We start from the raw sequence: 16,229 nt of genomic DNA, 5'->3' as shown, positions 1-16,229 counted from the left end.
TTTAATAAAATGTAATTAAATATGAATTTAACAGCTGAAATTAGTCAAGATACTAAAGAAAACATAATAGGTAGAATTGGAGGAAATATTCCCAAATATTTTTTAAATAAAGTGAATGGAATCGACAATTATAATTTTTATTTATCTTTCCAAAATCCTCAAGATAAAGAAAAATATATATCTGTTTTTATACCTAAAAATTATAATGAAATGATAGACAACAATATATATCCTAATTGTTCTATAAAAGTCTTTGTTCATTCTTTCTCAGAAGAAAGTAATAATGAAATATATACGATTAAAGGCCTTAATAAAGCAAATATAAAAGAGTATAAAAAAGTAGAATCTGATGTTTTCAATTTTATAACAGAATCAAAAAATCCAAGACTTATACAAGATGAAAATTATTATTTTAAAGATTTAGAAAAAAATGGTTATGGCTTTTTTATCCAGATTGATGAAGATTATTATCCAGAAAATTTAATTAAAGAAAACTATGTATTTGGTTATGGAGCATTATATTTATATAAACACAATATAACTGCTGAAATAATAGCTGGTTTTTGGCAATATTCGTAAATGTATAAGACAGTCTGAGGTGGCCTTTTTTCTTATTCCTCGATAAAACTTGAAGGAAACAACCCAAATTTTATGCTTTTCTGTATGATAGTAATACATAGGTTAATTCGTTTGGGCTGAAAAATTGGAACTATGCTAATATCCCTAAAATTATTGGATATTAGAATCATCATGTTATCCCTCGTTCTATGGCAAATCATCCAGCACTGAAAGCAGCAGATTTTAATATAGATGCACCTAAAAATTTAATTTATTTACCAAAAGAAGTGGATATACATCCAACGAGAAGTATTCATAATGGTTGCAATAAGGTTTATTATGGTTATAAATTCGGAAATGAAAGTTAAAGGATGCGGCCAAGCTCGTTATGCTAGTGAAGTTGATAAATTACGAAACAATACTCGTCAAAGTTTGAGAAAAGGTAGTATTAAATATTATGTATTATAGATTAGACGCATTTTATAAAAGAGATACTTATTTTTGGTATAGTGAAGATAAGAATCCTATTAATTGGGTAGATTTAAGAAATGGTAGAGAATTAAACTTTATTTCACCGATAATTTATAATGTGGATAGGTTAGATAATTATATTAATAATTATGATATTCTACCATCAGACCCATTACCTTTGGTTAGTAAAAAATTTAAAACAGAATTTGAAAATTTACTAAATAATCGAGAAATTCAATTTTTTGAATCTATAATTATTGATGAGAAAGGTCAAAAAAACGAGGATTTTTATTCTATTAATATTTTAAATGTATTTCCGTGTTTAGATGAAAGAAGATCAGTGTTTACAATTGATGAAGATAATTATTACGAAATTAAAAAAGCATATTTTAAAACTGGCTCATTAGATAAATTTTCTATAATTCGAATGGAAGAACATAAATCCTATATTATCGTAACAAAAGAATTTAAAAAGCAATGTGAAGATGCAAAATTAAATGGTTTTCATTTTATTCCGGAAGGATATAGTATTTATACAGATATTTAAAATAAACCTCAAGCCAACTCAAACGACATGGATACTTGGGTTGATGTCTTTGCTCCTACTAATCCCATAGATATAGCCTTTCTTAAAGAATCATTAGGAAGAGATGCATTAGGATGGTTTTTACCGAAAAGTTCAGGAGATACGATACATGGAGGGATGCTGTTGCAAAGGTAAGAGAACAATTTGAAGTTGATACAAACTATAAGATATTAGGTGAAGAAATATCATTTACAGATGGAAATCAGTTAAGAAGATAAGATTATTGTTCAGCATGTTGAGACTGGAAAGGTTTCAGGAATATAAGTGAAAAATTTATCTAAAGCATCTTATAAAAAAGCACTAAGTACATTTGATGCCAAGGTTTATAGTGGACATCCTTCAATAAAACCTATTGGTAATGCAGGGATAAAAAGATAGATGATGTAAAAGTAATTAGATGGAAATAGATTATATGAATGATTTAATTTTAAGTGTTAAAGCTGAAATTGAAAAATTTTTAATAGAACAAAATTTTCAATTAAAGGGTAAAAATAAATTTGTACAAAAAGAATCATCATATAAAAGAGAGAATCAAATTGTAATTGATTCAAGACGAAGTAGAGCACCTTATGAATATATAGAAATAACATCCACTTGTGCAATATATTATAAAGAGGTAAATAACTTGGATAAAAAGATAGTCAATGATTTCTTAAACTCATACCCAATAATTGCTGGATCAATAGGGTACTTTAAAGAGAAAAATCCTAACTATTTTTCTATAAAAATAACCAATATTTCAGAATTAAATTATGTTTCACACGAAATTATTAAAAACATTAAAGATGGGGCATTTAATTTATTTAAAAAATTTTCAACTCTTGAAGATATTATAGCAAGTATAAATTTAAGAGATTCATTATTTAAAGATTATTTTAAGCCTTCATTAAGAGAATCTTTAAGGATGGCTGCAATGTTGTATTTGACAAAAGGAAAGGAAGAATCTTTGAAATGGTTTACTGATTTTGCTCCTAATGAAAAGGAAAAAGCCTTTTTTTTAGAAAAGATGAAAATAAATTGGAAATGACCCGAATTTTTATGCGTATGTTTACGACTCTAATACGTTTGTGGAACCATCAAGATTATGTGGTGCTTTAAATTGGTATGGAATGGGACATCATTTAATGCTTAGGGCTATTGCTACAAATTATATAATTCAAATTCAGCAGGTCAAAATGCTTTAGCATGGTTTCCGAATAGGTCTTCAGCTTATCCAGATTTACATTTAGATATGCATAAATTACAGCTAGAGGCTGATATTCCTTGGCAGGGTAGTAAATTCACTGGGAATTTAGATGATTTTATGAAAGCCGCAAAAGAGGCATATAAAGATATTGATGCAAAAGTTGTCTTAAAATTTCCAGGAAAAAATGGACGAATTGTACAAAAGAACCTTACTCCATTAGAAGCCTTAGAAGAAATAGAAAAAAGATAAAAAGTAAAAATATTCCTTGTAAATAATATTATGAATAAAATTAATAAAATAGATTCTGGAAGCTATGGGATATGTTTGTTTTCTTTAAACAACTTTTCAAAATATCTCAAAAAAAATAAGATAAAAAGTAAATCATTAATTAACTTTTTTAATAAAAATAAATTGTTAAGTGATGATACTCTTGAAAAGGGAATTATCTTACCTATAAATACAATGTCCTTTAATCAATTTTATTTTGACTTTATAACAGAAAATAAAAAACAATCTTATTTTTCAGCTAATAATTGGACTAAAATAGCTGAAAAAGGGATTTTTAATTTAGAGATAAATGAAAATGAACTTTGGATATGTAGCATGGATGTTCTTAATGCATGGGATATAAATAAATTTACTCAAAACATTTTAGGTTATACTACAAAAAATGGAGTAGAAGGCAAAGAGTCGTTTTATTATGAAGCTCAAAAAATGAATTTTGCTTCAGGAAAATATCTTGTTACGCTACATGGATATAAAAGGATAAAACATAACGAACCTGTAAATGATGATGAAGACTATGGGCTTGGCTTTGAATTAAAAAAAGTAGATGGTTTTTCCATTAATTCAGAAATTCCTGAAAATATAAATTTTGAAATTGTTGATTAACAATATTGAAATAAAAGCCAACTCATAAAAGTTGGCTTATTAAATATTAGGGCAGTATGAGGTTGTTGAAACGGGGCTTTATTATAATCGGTTTAGATATTATGATCCTGAATAAGGCTCATACATTAGCCAAGACCCGATAAAATTGACGGGGGCTCAACCCGAATTTTTATATGTATGAAGTAATAGATATAATACTAGATCAAATGAGGTTTTATCTAAAAGGGCGATTCATCAAGACGCTATAGAAGTATTAGATAATTCTAAAATAGCTAAAATAAAAAAATGTAAATAATTATATGTCTCATATTAGGTTTTTCTATTCTACAAAAGCATTATTAATCTCGTTAAAAGGTGAGTTTGATGAGGAGTCCAGTAATGATTTATATAACAAAAAGAATATTTTGCAATTAAACTTTTGTTTAGATCATCCATTAGAATCATTAAAAGATGAATCTTTAGATTATTTTATTCAATCCTGCTATAAATATGAAAAAGCAAAGGAATTTTCATCTTTAGATTACTTTGATTTATTAGATTCTTTATTTTTTCTAGTGGCTTCTAATTATAATTTTAAAACTAAAAATAAAATATTATTTGCCTCTTTAAATATATTAATTAACAAAATTAAAATCGATGATGAAGATGAATTAAAAAATTATTCAAAAGTATACTTATTAATTTTGGCAGAATATTTATTAAATAATAATTTTAATAAAAATATCATATTGGATAATAAAAACATTTTAGAAAATCTTTATGACCAATTTAAAGGAATAATAGATGCTGATTATCAAATGTTATATGATGTTGTTACAATGGATTTAGTCAATATTAATAGAATGAAATCATTATATTTGAATGATAATCAAACACCTAAGACAATTGGTTATCAGGATTTTAGTAATATGTACGCAACTATAGGAAAAATCAGATTTTGGAAAATGCTAGGTTTAGATATAAACGATGATATTATTAATGAAAAATTTGTAGATGAGTTTAATAAAAGTTTTAGTTTTTTTTATTTTTAAGGAAAATATTTATTTTGCATATCAAATTAAGAAATCTAATGTATTTCCAGATAACTTGACAAGAATGGACGAGGGATACTCCCAGAATGACTGTTGAAGTTAATAATAGAAAAGCAGAAGTTACTTCGGTAAAAGATTATTCTTTAGAATCATATTATACAAATATACCACAAAGAGTTGGCACACCCCCTCAAACCTAATAAAATTAACTCAGTGGGAACACGAAGCAATTGTCCCGTAGGTTCTGATTTAAATGCCGTTATTAAAGGTGTAGATGTTGGGTAATAAATAAAGATTATAAAATGGAAATTGCAAAACAAATACTTGATTCAATTCAATATAAAAATTTAGTTGATAATATACAGAAAAGAACAAGGCTAAAAGTTCTTAGCGAATATAGAGATCCTGTCGCAAGTCGTGATGAACAAAAGATGAAATTGGCAAATTTGTCAAAAGAAGAAGCAATGAAATTACTCGAAATGGATAAAGAAATTTTCAATAAATTTGTCTTATATAAAATACAAAAATTTGAAAATGCAAAAATTGATGAAGAATATCCAAATGGAGAAGAGCCTGAACAAGAAAATGATAATGAAACAATACTTGGTTACTCAAAAAGTTTTTTACTCCTTTATCTAATTGAATATTTTTTGCTTAAAACTAATCCTTCTGGATTAGAGCCTTATCTAAAAGCTACTCGTATTCCAAATGCAAAAAAATATGAAAAAGAACTAAAAGAAATTTATAGTAAACTTTAAAACAAAACCGCTTCGATTGAAGCGGTTTTTTTAATTCCTTTCCGCTCCAAAAGCAGAATAAAAAAAGGTGTTGCAAAGCCACAGGTTTATAAATATTGCTTCGCAAAATTCAGTTTCTTGTCAGTTTTTGGCTGTCAAAGCAGCCCAAAATAAAAAGTTATCCATAATTGTACCAAATTGCTTAAATCCCTTCACTTGTTCTACATTTTCACCTTTTGACACGCTATCAATTTTTATTTGGGCGGTTTCAGAGTGGTTTTTTTATATATTTTTGGCGGCTTAGCGTTTTTTTGTTTTTTCAGAGTTTTTCGAGCTGTTTTAAATTCTTAATTTTAAAAATTAAGAAGTGTAAAGCTATCTTCCCACAGCATATGCTATGCGAGGGTAAGTCTTACTCGATTGTATCGGATTGTTTGGGCAGACCCGCTCAGGCTTATGATGATAAAGGTGAGCTAGATTGGCAGGTGGAGTTTGACATCTATGGCAGAATACGGGAAGATTCGTTTAACAATAAATAATTTATTTCATTCAGGCAACTGGGACAGTATGAGGATAAGGAACTAGACGGGCTTTATTATAATCGGTTCCTATATTACGATAGTAATACGGGAACTTATATAAGCCAAGACCCGATATGGTTAGCAGGTAATAACCGGAATTTTTATGCGTATGATAGTAATACAACGGTGGATCCGCTGGGGCTTTATGTAAGTAAAAGAGATACTCTGCAGATAAGGGTGACACGATGATCATAAAAGCAAATGGAATATTCCTACAGGCTATTGGAGCTTTGAAAGTTATGCATTAGTCAAAATACTTGGCTTAGACGACATCCCCCCTAAAAGACCAACCATACTACCCTTACGATATGGCGCATTGGAAAAAGTAACAATATGGAATACTCAAAATTAAAAATACAATTCTAAAAATAGTAGCTAAACTGGTAAAAGACTAATAGATGGTAAAATTAAATGCAAAAAAATATTATGTATTTTGAACTAACAGCTTTTTACAAGAGAGATGTATATTTTGTTTATGATGAAGAGCAAAATGAGCTATCTAATAAAATATTTAATCAAGGAGAGGAAATTTCGGTATCTAAACCTCTATTGTTTAGTGTAGATAAAATAGATTCTTATATAAATAATTATGATATTTTGCCTACATACAATGCTCCTTTAGTTAGTAAGAGATTGAAAAACAACTTTGAAGATTTAGAAAATGACAAACAAATTCAATTTATAAATGTAACTATTTCTGATCAAAAGGGAAATATTAATAATGATTACTATTTATTAAATGTTTTGAAAGTAGTTCCATGTATGGATATGGAGAAATCTATTTATGATATTAAAACTTATGGTAAAACCGCTGTAATCCAAATTAAGAAATTATATATAATTTCTAATGGTTTGAAAAATTACGATATTATTAGGATGAAAGAAAAAAAAGCATATATCATTGTGACCAAAGAATTTACAAAGCGATGTGAAGTTGCAAAATTAAAAGGCTTAGATTTTGTCCCAGAAGGATATAGTATTTATACAGATATTTAAAAAATCTCGCAAGCCAACTTATATAAAGTTGGTTTATTAATATTTTAATTATTAGGACAGTTAAAGAATTTGGAAACAGATCTTTATTATAATCCTAAAACCGGCTTATCTATTAGTCAAAATTCCATAAAACTTGAAGGAAACAACCCGAATTTCTATGCGTATGTTTTTGACAGCAATGTAAAAGTTGATCCGCTCGGGTTAATGACTGAAACAAATACTGTTGATTTTACTGGGCATGCTGATTTATTTCCAACAACAGGAAGTCAAAAAAATATTGTAACAATACAACTAAATGGCAGAAGAAGCTCTGATTTTACCCAGGCTTATAAAGAGGCCGTCGATATTTCTAAGAAACAAGAATGTATACTACATGTAAAAAATATATATAGAAAATACATAATAATGCAAAAATTTATAAATACAGGAATAAAGTTAACCGAGTCTGATATTATGGATGTAAGCAAGAGTATGAATCTTACATTTCCAAAAGATTTAGTTGAGCTATACATTCAATATAACGGAAGTAAAATTGAAGGAGAAAAATATTTTTATATAGATTAAGATAACGATGTAGATATTAGTGTTAAACTATTTTTACCTATGAAATATAAACAATGTGAAAACGATATTTTATTAGAAGAATTATATCAATCATTAGCTGTTGAAAAGAAATTAATTCCTTTATCTTATATACCTTTTGCTATCGATGATGGAGGATATCCATATTGCATTAATGCTAATGATGATAAGATATATATAGGATATTTAGAAGACTACGATGGTAGTCCAGAATCAACAATACGTTTTATATCAGATTCATTAATAAAATTTATCTACGGGATGAAAACAGAAGATGAAGCTTATAATTTATAATAAATAATAAGCAAATCCAAAAGTTGTATTTTTTTTCATTTTTGCGATAAAACCTAAATTCTTACCATCAGGAATCAATAAGATTTGGTAAATTAGTTAAGAATTCTTGAGGATTAATGAGTAAATTTATACCTAAATACGATTTAGAAAAAGCACCAGCTATAGTTAGTTCCTAAAGCAGGGGTATACAATAAAAAATCTTATAACAAACACTGTAGTTTCAAAGAGTATAAAAGGAATTAATACGGCAAAAATTTATTAGCTAGAGACATTAAAGAACTTAAAAGAGTATATTCAGATATTCCAAATTCAAAGCTAAAAGAACTCATAGCGTTTAAAGAGATGTATACTGAAGCGTTTAAAAAAGCCCGAAATAAGATATAAATAAATATGAACGATGTAGAATTTGTAAATAATATAATTTTAGAAGTATTAAAAAATAATTTAGATCAGTATAAAGTTAATTTGAGTAATTTGAATAATAAACAAGATGAATTACCTGAAGGGGAATGGAAAAATGGAGTATCTCTTTATAATAAGTTAGATGTAAAAGACAAAGATAAATTTATATCTTTTTTAAAATTGTCAATTACAGATACCGTTTCTAATTTATTAGGTATTATTGACGGTGTTAGTTATCTGAAAGGACAAGAGGAAAATTTCCAATTTTTATATAAAGGAAAAAAACTTAATGGAAATCTACAGGATATATTTTTAGAGGAAATAGAAAATGAAAGTTAATAATTAAATTATAACATTGGAACTTCAACTCAATTGGAAATAAGTATAAAAAATGAATTGTTCAATTAAAGAAATTTAAAAATAATAATTCAGAAAGTTGCCCAATGAAATGATACTGATATACCGCTCCGGCAACAGGGACAGTATGAGAATCTTGAAACGGGGGGATTAAAATCGCACCCGTTATTATAATCATGAAACCAGCTTATATATTAGCCAAGCCCCGATAAAATAAGCAGGTAATAAACCGAATTTTTATGCGTGTACGTTTGGTTCTAATTCGGAAGTTGACCCGTTTGGGTTGATGGCAGGAGGAGATAGACTATTTGGCTCTTATTTTTGGAATACGGTCAAAGATTTTATTAGACCTACTAAGAAGAGTTTTTGATAATTCTTTATTTAAAGAATTAATATTTAATATCAATAGATTAATTGAATATTATCGTTTGAATATAAAATCAATCAATAAAGATATTTTAAAATCTATTCTATGGATTATGGAGTCTATATTTAAGGTTGTTATTTATCATTTTGATCCGTTTGATTTATCTAAAATAAATGATTTTAAGATTGAAGAATGGAATACTTCTTATATGGATCAATTAGATGATATATTTAACCAAACTCTTAAATTGATTTAAAAAAAACTATGTATATATTTCATTAGATTAGATATGGGCATTGGTGAATTGAAAAAGATAGTAAAGAAAGTTAAGGTTGGTGCATCTAAATGCGTCGGTTTCAAAGAAACTATTTTGGAAGAAGTAAAATATTATAAAAGTTTTGCCGGATATAATCATCCAATAAAATTAATCAATGAGATTGGTGCTGATAGTGTAAAAGTTAGAAATAATTATTTAAAAGGGATTTATATAAATAAAAAACTTAAAGTAGTTGAAAAATATAACGATGAAAAGCTTTTTTTTAGATACGATTATGTCTATGAAAGAAATAAATTAATAAAAGTAAAAATCACCGATATTAATGAGGAAAAAAAGAAATATTACTAAATTAAATCATGAGATACCAAACACATGTAGTTTGTTTAATAATTCTCATTCTGTATTGCGGATAAGTAAGCGCATGAGTGATACCTCTCATTTAAGCCGTTTTAAATTAATCCCTATATCATTCGAATTAGATAATATGTAGATGCTTAATTTTGAAAAAGTACGTTGATAATTTTGATATTTAAAAAAGCCCAAAAAGATATAATATGCTTAAAAGACAATGAGCAACTTTTCCGTATAATGCATCTCAAGCAGAAGGTATAAATGAAATTGTATCAGTTAATTTCAGTAATAATCTTTTTAATAATATCTCTATTATTTATTGTGTTCATTTTTAGCCCTAAGTTTTATATAAAATCCTATCAATATGATAAGGATTATGATTCTTTTACATTAAAAATTTTTTCTAAGGTTAAAGAAAAAGAGTGTGGTTTTATTAATATTTCAAAAGAATATGTAACTTTCAGATATTATTATAATTTATCTAATTTTAATAAAGGTGCTACAGCGGTAGAAGATATTATTTTTGATTATAAGGATAATCATTTTCACATCATAAATAAGAGTAATAATAAATTAATCTTAAACATTGAATGCGATAAAGATATATATATCAAAGCAAATAACTATTTAATAGAAAAGAAGAAACAAATTAAAGATGAGAGTTTTAGATCCAGTAAAGATATTTTTTTAGGGCGTTAACCATGAATAAATGCTGAAAAGTAGAAATAAACCAGTCAACTTTTCATACATATTTTTCTGGAAGGGTAACCCAAAGTAGAGATAAAATAACACCACCTACAAATTCAAAATAGCTTTCTGAGGAAATATTTCTATTAGAATATAATAATGGACAGTAGCTCATTTATTACTAACTTTTTAGATTTGTCTTAAATAATTAAGACAAATTTATACGCATTCTTTCATACTTAGAAATTTTTAATTAACTCTTTGACATTACAAAAATTTCATCAAATCTATCAATATCAGTGTACTAAAATCGTCATATCATTCTCCTGTCATTGAAACATTTATTGTTGGATAAATTGGGATTTAATATTCAACAAAGTATTAATAATCTTAAGTTACCTTCGAGTGCTAATATCGACCTAAACAAGAATAGTCCATGACGAAAAACACAATCTGGCGTATGATAATTAATAGGTGATGCGGCGTGAGATAATTATTGTTTAAATTAATTGATAATTAACCACGCCATCTTTTTCTATATTTGAAAGTGAATTACAATTTACGGTTTATCAGGGAATACTACATCAATGTTATTTAAATCTAGTTCATATAAATCTATAGTGTAAATTTCTAATTTATTTAATCGTTGTTTATCCTCTTCGGATGCTCTATGTAATTTGACTGCACGATTAATAATTTCAATTTCAGCGTTAGCTTCATTTAGTAAAGAATCTCTAATAGTTACATTTTTTTTGATTTTAAAATCTCGTTTTTCTTCTTCATCTAAAATCCATTTTTTTCCATCCCATTTGCAAAATTCAAATGGTTCAAGTTGTGTATGACCCTCTTTGATTTTACCGAGATAATCAACTGTACTTGATTCTTTCGTATTAATGTTATATACCGTTTTTCCTCGATTATCTTCAACTAAAATCCATGTGCCATTTTGCTCGCATGGCCAACAACCGTTTTTGAATTCGGGAGGTATGCGTAATGCATTATCGGGTGGCAATGTGTCGATATTCGCTTCTAGCTCGTGTGTGAATGGTTTGAATTCATTTGTGTTATCGAAATAATAATTAATCATATTAAACTCCTAGATAGATTGCTGGTGTCATACCGATATTGATTGGTCTATTTTCTGATGCGGTAGGTACTACATTTGAAGCATGAAAATCATAACCCCACACCGTGTAATCATAAGTTGCTAAAAACGCCGCGTTTGTTGGATTAATTGCTCGCGTGCCGCTAAATGCACCTCTCGTGTACTCGTGGTGATTTGCTACAACACCAGTATCAAAATGCCCATCGATTTCTCTTATTGCATCATTTTCAATGCTGCCTACTTGTCGATTTATGCCATTAACCGCCCGCTCAAAGTAGCCTCTGCCATCAGGCGCAAATGCGGTGGGTACATTGATATATTGTTGACCATTAATTACTTTAATAGTTATTTTGTAATCTTCTTTGTAGTTTGCAGATAAACTGTTTAATGCTCGGCCTTGTGGTGAATCGAGTAAGTAGTTGTCGCCATTTCTAAAATACCACCCAAAGGGAAGCTCAGAAGCTCTAAACGCCATTAGTTTTTGTTCACCTATAACATATGGTTTTTCAGCTCCGGCAATCATCAAATCCCAAAATTCATTTTTTGCAGGATTAACACCTTTTGCATTTTTACGAGCTATCCAGCTTGAGCCTCCAAATCCCACAACATCATCTTTTGTGTATTGTGTTGAACTGGCATATTCGCCACACCAGTTGAATCTGATGTTTCCTAAGTTAATTGTTGCCATTTTTAACCTCTCTTTTCTTATATAACCATCAATAGTTCTTTGTCATTAACAATAAATTCACACCCACCAGGTGCAATTATCCACTCAAGAAATTCAGAAATATGTAATGTTTTGTTATCAATATTTCCAACTATTTCTAAAATCAGTTTTGCACCATCTTTTTTAAATCCATAAAATTGAGTTGCTACACTTTGTGCTATCTGTTTTATGCTTTCAATTTTTGCTATAAATTCGTTCGAATTTTCAATCACTAACCATGGTTTACCATTGTTAATTTCATCAATGACATTAGTTTTAGGCACGACTTTATATGGTAAATTACCAGCCCACGCATAATATTTTTTGGTTTGTTCATCATAAACAATTTCATTACGTGTATTTAATGTGCAACCGGTTTGAAAATTACCAACTGATTCGTAACCAATTTGTGCTTCTTTTAACTGATTAACCTGTTTTTGTAGATTATTATCTGCTTTATCCGTGTATTCTTTATTTACAGCATCCCCTTTTTTTTCGGGTTTTCCAACATTCTCAATACGATAATTTCTGGCATCAAAATTTAATTTATCCTTTGCTGTAGATAATGTATTTTCTAATGCTGAATTAATATTATCGACCTCTTTTTTTAAATACTGTGTACGGTTTGCTAGTTCACCATGAGGTTTATTTGCTACACCACGAACCCCTCCGCCAACGCGATCGGTTCGTTGTATCAAATATACTTCATCTTCCCATTTTACTTCTTCAATTAGATGTTCCATCTATGATTCCTCTAATATGCAAATTGGTATTTTTCATCATATGCAATTCCATCGTCGTATAAAATATTGATGAAATCGTTGAACTGTATTATTCTGCCGAATTGTCCGAAATCAGATTTTGGATTTTTTGACAAATCAGGTAATAACTGTAATCTGGTTTCAACATTCGAAAATTCTGATTTGTCATCAATACAACTGATAAATTCAATAGGATCTAATGACAATCGATACAGCTCAATATTAATCTGCTTTTGTTCTATTATGTTTATTCCTTCATAACGTAATGAAAAATCATTCGGTTCATTATTTAAAATACTAATGCCACTTACACCCGAATAATCATATTCAACGAATAGCTGTTGTGATTTTGGATTTGTTAGAAATTGAATAGAGCCTGCTATACAATCTACAGTGTAATCAATATTCTCGTTTAGATTTTCAATAAAAACGTCTCTTATATTTTGATGTTGTAGTGAAATTGTCATACCAGATTTTATATTTTTGAATTCTTCTGTTGTCCAACTTTGTTGATGTGTTACAAACTTTCCTCTTAATAATAATTGCAGATTTTCTAGGGAACGATTAAACCATGTTGCTGTAATGTTTCCTCCATTAAATGTCACGAATCGTTTACCATTAACCAGGCGACCACCAATGCTGCGCTTACTATATTGTTCTTCAAATTCAAAATTAATTTTTAACGATGATACATCTCCAATCCATCGCCATTGCCCTGAATTAACCGGTGATAAAAATACTTTTCCCTGTCCATAGTAATATTCATTTTCAGACATATTAAACTCCAACCATAACATGACCTTCCGGCAGTTCTGCGGTATATTTATATAATGATTCGTAGCCATCACGCTTACTATATAATGTTAGTATGTGACGATCGTCATAAATGTAATCTTGATTTGTCACATAGGGGAGTACAATTAATGAATCAGTAGTGTTAAAACTCCAGATCACTTCATTTGAGTAATAATCAGAAATTTCAACTATATATTCAGTTCCTATCTCTGGACCAATATTATCTGATAAACAATCAATTAGCCGATCAGCTTGCAGTATACGATCCCGATGAGCAAACGTTACAACATATGAATCAGATTGTTCTATCATGTCAGGATATAAAATATCGTTAATTTTAATGTTTCCTGGTAAATATGGGCGAATTTGTCTATGTGACATTGTTATTTTTTCAACAGGTGCTATATCCTCATGCAGCCTGCTTGAATTAGTTTGTGTCAACAGTTTGATTCTGACTGTTTCACCACTAATATATTCAATATGATCTGTTTCTAACACACTCATATAGAAACGTATTGTTGACCCAGCTTTATGAAATTCTGGCAATGAATCGGCACAACCCCGCCCAACTGTTAAAATATTTTTATCCATATCAAACTCATCAATACGCATGAATTCGTTATTAATGATAATTCCTTCTCCAATTGAAATTGGGTAATCCATTCCCATTTTGATTTCGAAATTTGTTGTTAGTTTTTCAATATCATTAATTAGTGTTGCACTAGGTGTCCAATCGCATTGATTTTGGTTAATTGAATCTGCTCCACTCACTTGTGACTGTAATAGATAATTAATTGACATCGATGTTGGAGCGGTTGCCATTACGCCTAAATAGCATGACGATGGTTTTAAATAATCTAAATCTGCCGCGCTCAATCTTGATACTAGCAGTGTATATGGTAGTTCAATTAATTTGACATTATTTACAGTTTTGATTGTGTCATCTTGGATGATAATTTCATTTGTCTGTGTATTGCTACTGTATGATGTTTCAGACAAACTAAAAACATCCTGCACTCCAGTAATCAATAAAGAACCATCACTTTGTTCTTCTATTTTTCCCACGCGTAAAATCATATTTTCAATATCGCGATCAGGTAGTGAAACGCGAAAACACGATGCTGGCTCTAATATGCCTCCACGTCTATCAAATTTAATAATTAAACGTGTAATTCCCGCTGCGCACATTTCTAAATCTCGTTCAGCTAGTCTAGCAGCTAATTCTTGTGTTGGTATTGCTTTATATTCAACTGAATTACTAATCAAACCAACATTTTGTATAGATGCTAGATTTTGTGCTCTAACACTACCATCCTCATGTGTGACTGGATTATGATAGGTAACAACGATTTCATTATATGACGCATCGCTACTCGCACTATCATCATCTTGCACTGACAAAATACCGTTATCATATGTGAACAGCGGCAACTGATTCGGATCGTAATCATTACGAATCAATTTTAACTTTAATTTTCCTGTTGATAGATCTGCATATTGAGCTGCACCAATATGATCTAAAACCTGTTGTATAAATGTTTGTAGTTGATCTTGGCGATTATATCGAAAACATAAACCAAACTTTTCATTAAATAGTGTATCGGCAGATTTTTTAAAGCTTTCGATATCAATTTCATTCCAACTCAGACCTCGCCCCCAATCTCGATTCGTTGCACATTCAAATAAAATATGTGCTGCATTCATTGCATGAATATTTTTAATATTATAGTTTAATGCCATGCGTAGTTTTGTAATTTCTCGCTTATACTTTTCTTTATTTATTAAACGTTTACTCAGATTTATGCGGCTTCTTGCTTCAGTTTCGATACCAGCAATTTCCGATAAATCATCTCGCAATAAAATCAAACATTTTTCTGGATACCATACATTGTCTTTATCCCAACCTTTTGTTGTTCGACGAACTCGATACGACCATGGTTTTGGTGATGTACTGTAACAGCTGATTAATCCTGAATAAAATGTTGTAACTAACCCTCGAAATCCAGGAATTAACCCTTTTAAAATACTACGTAGATTATCTGTTGGAAATTGGTTTGATTCACCCATCATTATTTCCAAATTTCCCTGTACACCTCCTTCACCGCCAGTATCATCTCCACCAAATAAATTTGGTTTGTTAATTCTTATAGAGCACGACGAATTCCCTTCATTTTCAGTACACATTAGCACGACTTTTTTATCTGCGGTTATTGCAACAATAGAATCAATTGGTCCTCGACCTAATCCACAAAACAGATCCCAATAATACCGATAACCAACAGTCACTTTTTTTGATGAACTACCGCCCATTTTTCTGCTCCTCTGCAATTTTGACTATACGAATTGCTAGTGCATCACCAGTTTTTAAAACGGTTTCTGAATCAATATATCCATTACGAATAAACGCATCGAGATCCAGATTGTAACGTTTAAAAAACTCACGTAATCCCCACGCGCAACCGCCACTAGCGCGAATATGCTCCATTGTTATTTTCATCATTACTCACT

22 protein-coding genes and 2 pseudogenes are annotated in these 16,229 nt (G+C 29.3%); 18 read left to right on the top strand and 6 right to left on the bottom strand.

The window, feature by feature from the left end:
- Positions 1 to 21: 21 nt before the first annotated feature.
- From GYM75_RS06555 to GYM75_RS06475, 18 genes and pseudogenes are all read left to right on the top strand, one after another.
- Positions 22 to 579, top strand: a complete 558-nt coding sequence (locus tag GYM75_RS06555; protein ID WP_220215180.1) for a hypothetical protein — start codon at positions 22 to 24, stop codon at positions 577 to 579.
- A 176-nt stretch (positions 580 to 755) separates the two neighbouring features.
- The gene (locus GYM75_RS06550) at positions 756 to 926 is read left to right on the top strand and encodes an AHH domain-containing protein (RefSeq protein ID WP_255556887.1); all 171 of its coding nucleotides are present in this window, start codon (positions 756 to 758) and stop codon (positions 924 to 926) included.
- An 89-nt stretch (positions 927 to 1,015) separates the two neighbouring features.
- A complete protein-coding gene (locus GYM75_RS06545; RefSeq protein WP_220215178.1) occupies positions 1,016 to 1,576 on the top strand; it encodes an imm11 family protein in 561 nt (186 codons plus the stop codon).
- Positions 1,577 to 2,027: 451 nt separating this feature from the next.
- Positions 2,028 to 2,642, top strand: coding sequence for a hypothetical protein (locus tag GYM75_RS06540; RefSeq protein WP_220215177.1), 615 nt, complete (start codon positions 2,028 to 2,030; stop codon positions 2,640 to 2,642).
- A gap of 204 nt (positions 2,643 to 2,846) precedes the next feature.
- Positions 2,847 to 3,050 (top strand): hypothetical protein, encoded by a 204-nt coding sequence (locus GYM75_RS06535; RefSeq protein ID WP_220215176.1) that lies wholly within the window; start codon positions 2,847 to 2,849, stop codon positions 3,048 to 3,050.
- A gap of 30 nt (positions 3,051 to 3,080) precedes the next feature.
- Positions 3,081 to 3,692, top strand: coding sequence for a hypothetical protein (locus GYM75_RS06530; protein ID WP_220215175.1), 612 nt, complete (start codon positions 3,081 to 3,083; stop codon positions 3,690 to 3,692).
- Positions 3,693 to 3,741: 49 nt separating this feature from the next.
- Positions 3,742 to 3,804, top strand: a pseudogene (locus tag GYM75_RS12395) (RHS repeat-associated core domain-containing protein); the annotation flags it as partial.
- A gap of 187 nt (positions 3,805 to 3,991) precedes the next feature.
- The gene (locus GYM75_RS06525) at positions 3,992 to 4,723 is read left to right on the top strand and encodes a hypothetical protein (protein ID WP_220215174.1); all 732 of its coding nucleotides are present in this window, start codon (positions 3,992 to 3,994) and stop codon (positions 4,721 to 4,723) included.
- A 302-nt stretch (positions 4,724 to 5,025) separates the two neighbouring features.
- A complete protein-coding gene (locus tag GYM75_RS06520; RefSeq protein WP_220215173.1) occupies positions 5,026 to 5,481 on the top strand; it encodes a hypothetical protein in 456 nt (151 codons plus the stop codon).
- A 521-nt stretch (positions 5,482 to 6,002) separates the two neighbouring features.
- Positions 6,003 to 6,230, top strand: coding sequence for an RHS repeat-associated core domain-containing protein (locus tag GYM75_RS12390; RefSeq protein WP_220217293.1), 228 nt, complete (start codon positions 6,003 to 6,005; stop codon positions 6,228 to 6,230).
- A pseudogene (locus GYM75_RS12385) lies at positions 6,223 to 6,370 on the top strand (PoNe immunity protein domain-containing protein); the annotation flags it as partial. The gene GYM75_RS12390 and the pseudogene GYM75_RS12385, both read left to right, overlap by 8 nt.
- Before the next feature lie 82 nt (positions 6,371 to 6,452).
- Complete coding sequence (locus tag GYM75_RS06505; RefSeq protein ID WP_220215172.1) at positions 6,453 to 7,037, top strand: imm11 family protein; 585 nt, start codon at positions 6,453 to 6,455, stop codon at positions 7,035 to 7,037.
- Between the two features lie 69 nt (positions 7,038 to 7,106).
- Complete coding sequence (locus GYM75_RS06500) at positions 7,107 to 7,601, top strand: SMI1/KNR4 family protein (protein ID WP_220215171.1); 495 nt, start codon at positions 7,107 to 7,109, stop codon at positions 7,599 to 7,601.
- A 15-nt stretch (positions 7,602 to 7,616) separates the two neighbouring features.
- Positions 7,617 to 7,913, top strand: a complete 297-nt coding sequence (locus GYM75_RS06495) for an SMI1/KNR4 family protein (protein ID WP_370632166.1) — start codon at positions 7,617 to 7,619, stop codon at positions 7,911 to 7,913.
- 390 nt (positions 7,914 to 8,303) lie between these two features.
- Positions 8,304 to 8,654: a hypothetical protein gene (locus GYM75_RS06490; RefSeq protein WP_220215169.1), complete on the top strand. Its 351-nt coding sequence runs from the start codon at positions 8,304 to 8,306 to the stop codon at positions 8,652 to 8,654.
- A 326-nt stretch (positions 8,655 to 8,980) separates the two neighbouring features.
- Positions 8,981 to 9,295 carry a hypothetical protein gene (locus GYM75_RS06485; RefSeq protein WP_220215168.1) on the top strand — a complete coding sequence of 105 codons (315 nt, stop codon included), beginning with the start codon at positions 8,981 to 8,983 and terminating at the stop codon, positions 9,293 to 9,295.
- A 33-nt stretch (positions 9,296 to 9,328) separates the two neighbouring features.
- Positions 9,329 to 9,664 (top strand): DUF6156 family protein, encoded by a 336-nt coding sequence (locus GYM75_RS06480; protein ID WP_187755339.1) that lies wholly within the window; start codon positions 9,329 to 9,331, stop codon positions 9,662 to 9,664.
- Between the two features lie 264 nt (positions 9,665 to 9,928).
- Positions 9,929 to 10,366 (top strand): hypothetical protein, encoded by a 438-nt coding sequence (locus GYM75_RS06475; RefSeq protein WP_187755338.1) that lies wholly within the window; start codon positions 9,929 to 9,931, stop codon positions 10,364 to 10,366.
- 547 nt (positions 10,367 to 10,913) lie between these two features.
- On the opposite strand, the gene GYM75_RS06470 is transcribed toward GYM75_RS06475, so the two are convergent.
- The 6 genes from GYM75_RS06470 to GYM75_RS06445 are packed head-to-tail and all read right to left on the bottom strand — an operon-like array spanning position 10,914 to position 16,206.
- Positions 10,914 to 11,441: a tail fiber assembly protein gene (locus GYM75_RS06470; RefSeq protein ID WP_220215167.1), complete on the bottom strand. Its 528-nt coding sequence runs from the start codon at positions 11,439 to 11,441 to the stop codon at positions 10,914 to 10,916.
- A gap of 1 nt (position 11,442) precedes the next feature.
- On the bottom strand, positions 11,443 to 12,147 hold the full coding sequence (locus GYM75_RS06465) for a hypothetical protein (RefSeq protein ID WP_220215166.1): 705 nt from the start codon (positions 12,145 to 12,147) through the stop codon (positions 11,443 to 11,445).
- A gap of 17 nt (positions 12,148 to 12,164) precedes the next feature.
- Positions 12,165 to 12,908, bottom strand: a complete 744-nt coding sequence (locus GYM75_RS06460) for a hypothetical protein (RefSeq protein WP_220215165.1) — start codon at positions 12,906 to 12,908, stop codon at positions 12,165 to 12,167.
- An 11-nt stretch (positions 12,909 to 12,919) separates the two neighbouring features.
- Positions 12,920 to 13,702 carry a hypothetical protein gene (locus tag GYM75_RS06455; protein ID WP_220215164.1) on the bottom strand — a complete coding sequence of 261 codons (783 nt, stop codon included), beginning with the start codon at positions 13,700 to 13,702 and terminating at the stop codon, positions 12,920 to 12,922.
- 1 nt (position 13,703) lies between these two features.
- Complete coding sequence (locus tag GYM75_RS06450; protein WP_220215163.1) at positions 13,704 to 16,031, bottom strand: phage tail protein; 2,328 nt, start codon at positions 16,029 to 16,031, stop codon at positions 13,704 to 13,706.
- Positions 16,021 to 16,206: a hypothetical protein gene (locus tag GYM75_RS06445; RefSeq protein ID WP_220215162.1), complete on the bottom strand. Its 186-nt coding sequence runs from the start codon at positions 16,204 to 16,206 to the stop codon at positions 16,021 to 16,023. The genes GYM75_RS06450 and GYM75_RS06445 overlap by 11 nt, the downstream gene beginning before the upstream one ends.
- Positions 16,207 to 16,229 lie beyond the last annotated feature (23 nt).

The sequence above is a fragment of the Gilliamella sp. ESL0441 genome, assembly GCF_019469185.1.
Classification (GTDB): domain Bacteria; phylum Pseudomonadota; class Gammaproteobacteria; order Enterobacterales; family Orbaceae; genus Gilliamella.
Note: the sequence above shows the minus strand (reverse complement) of the source record. Positions and strands in the feature narration are given on the sequence as shown.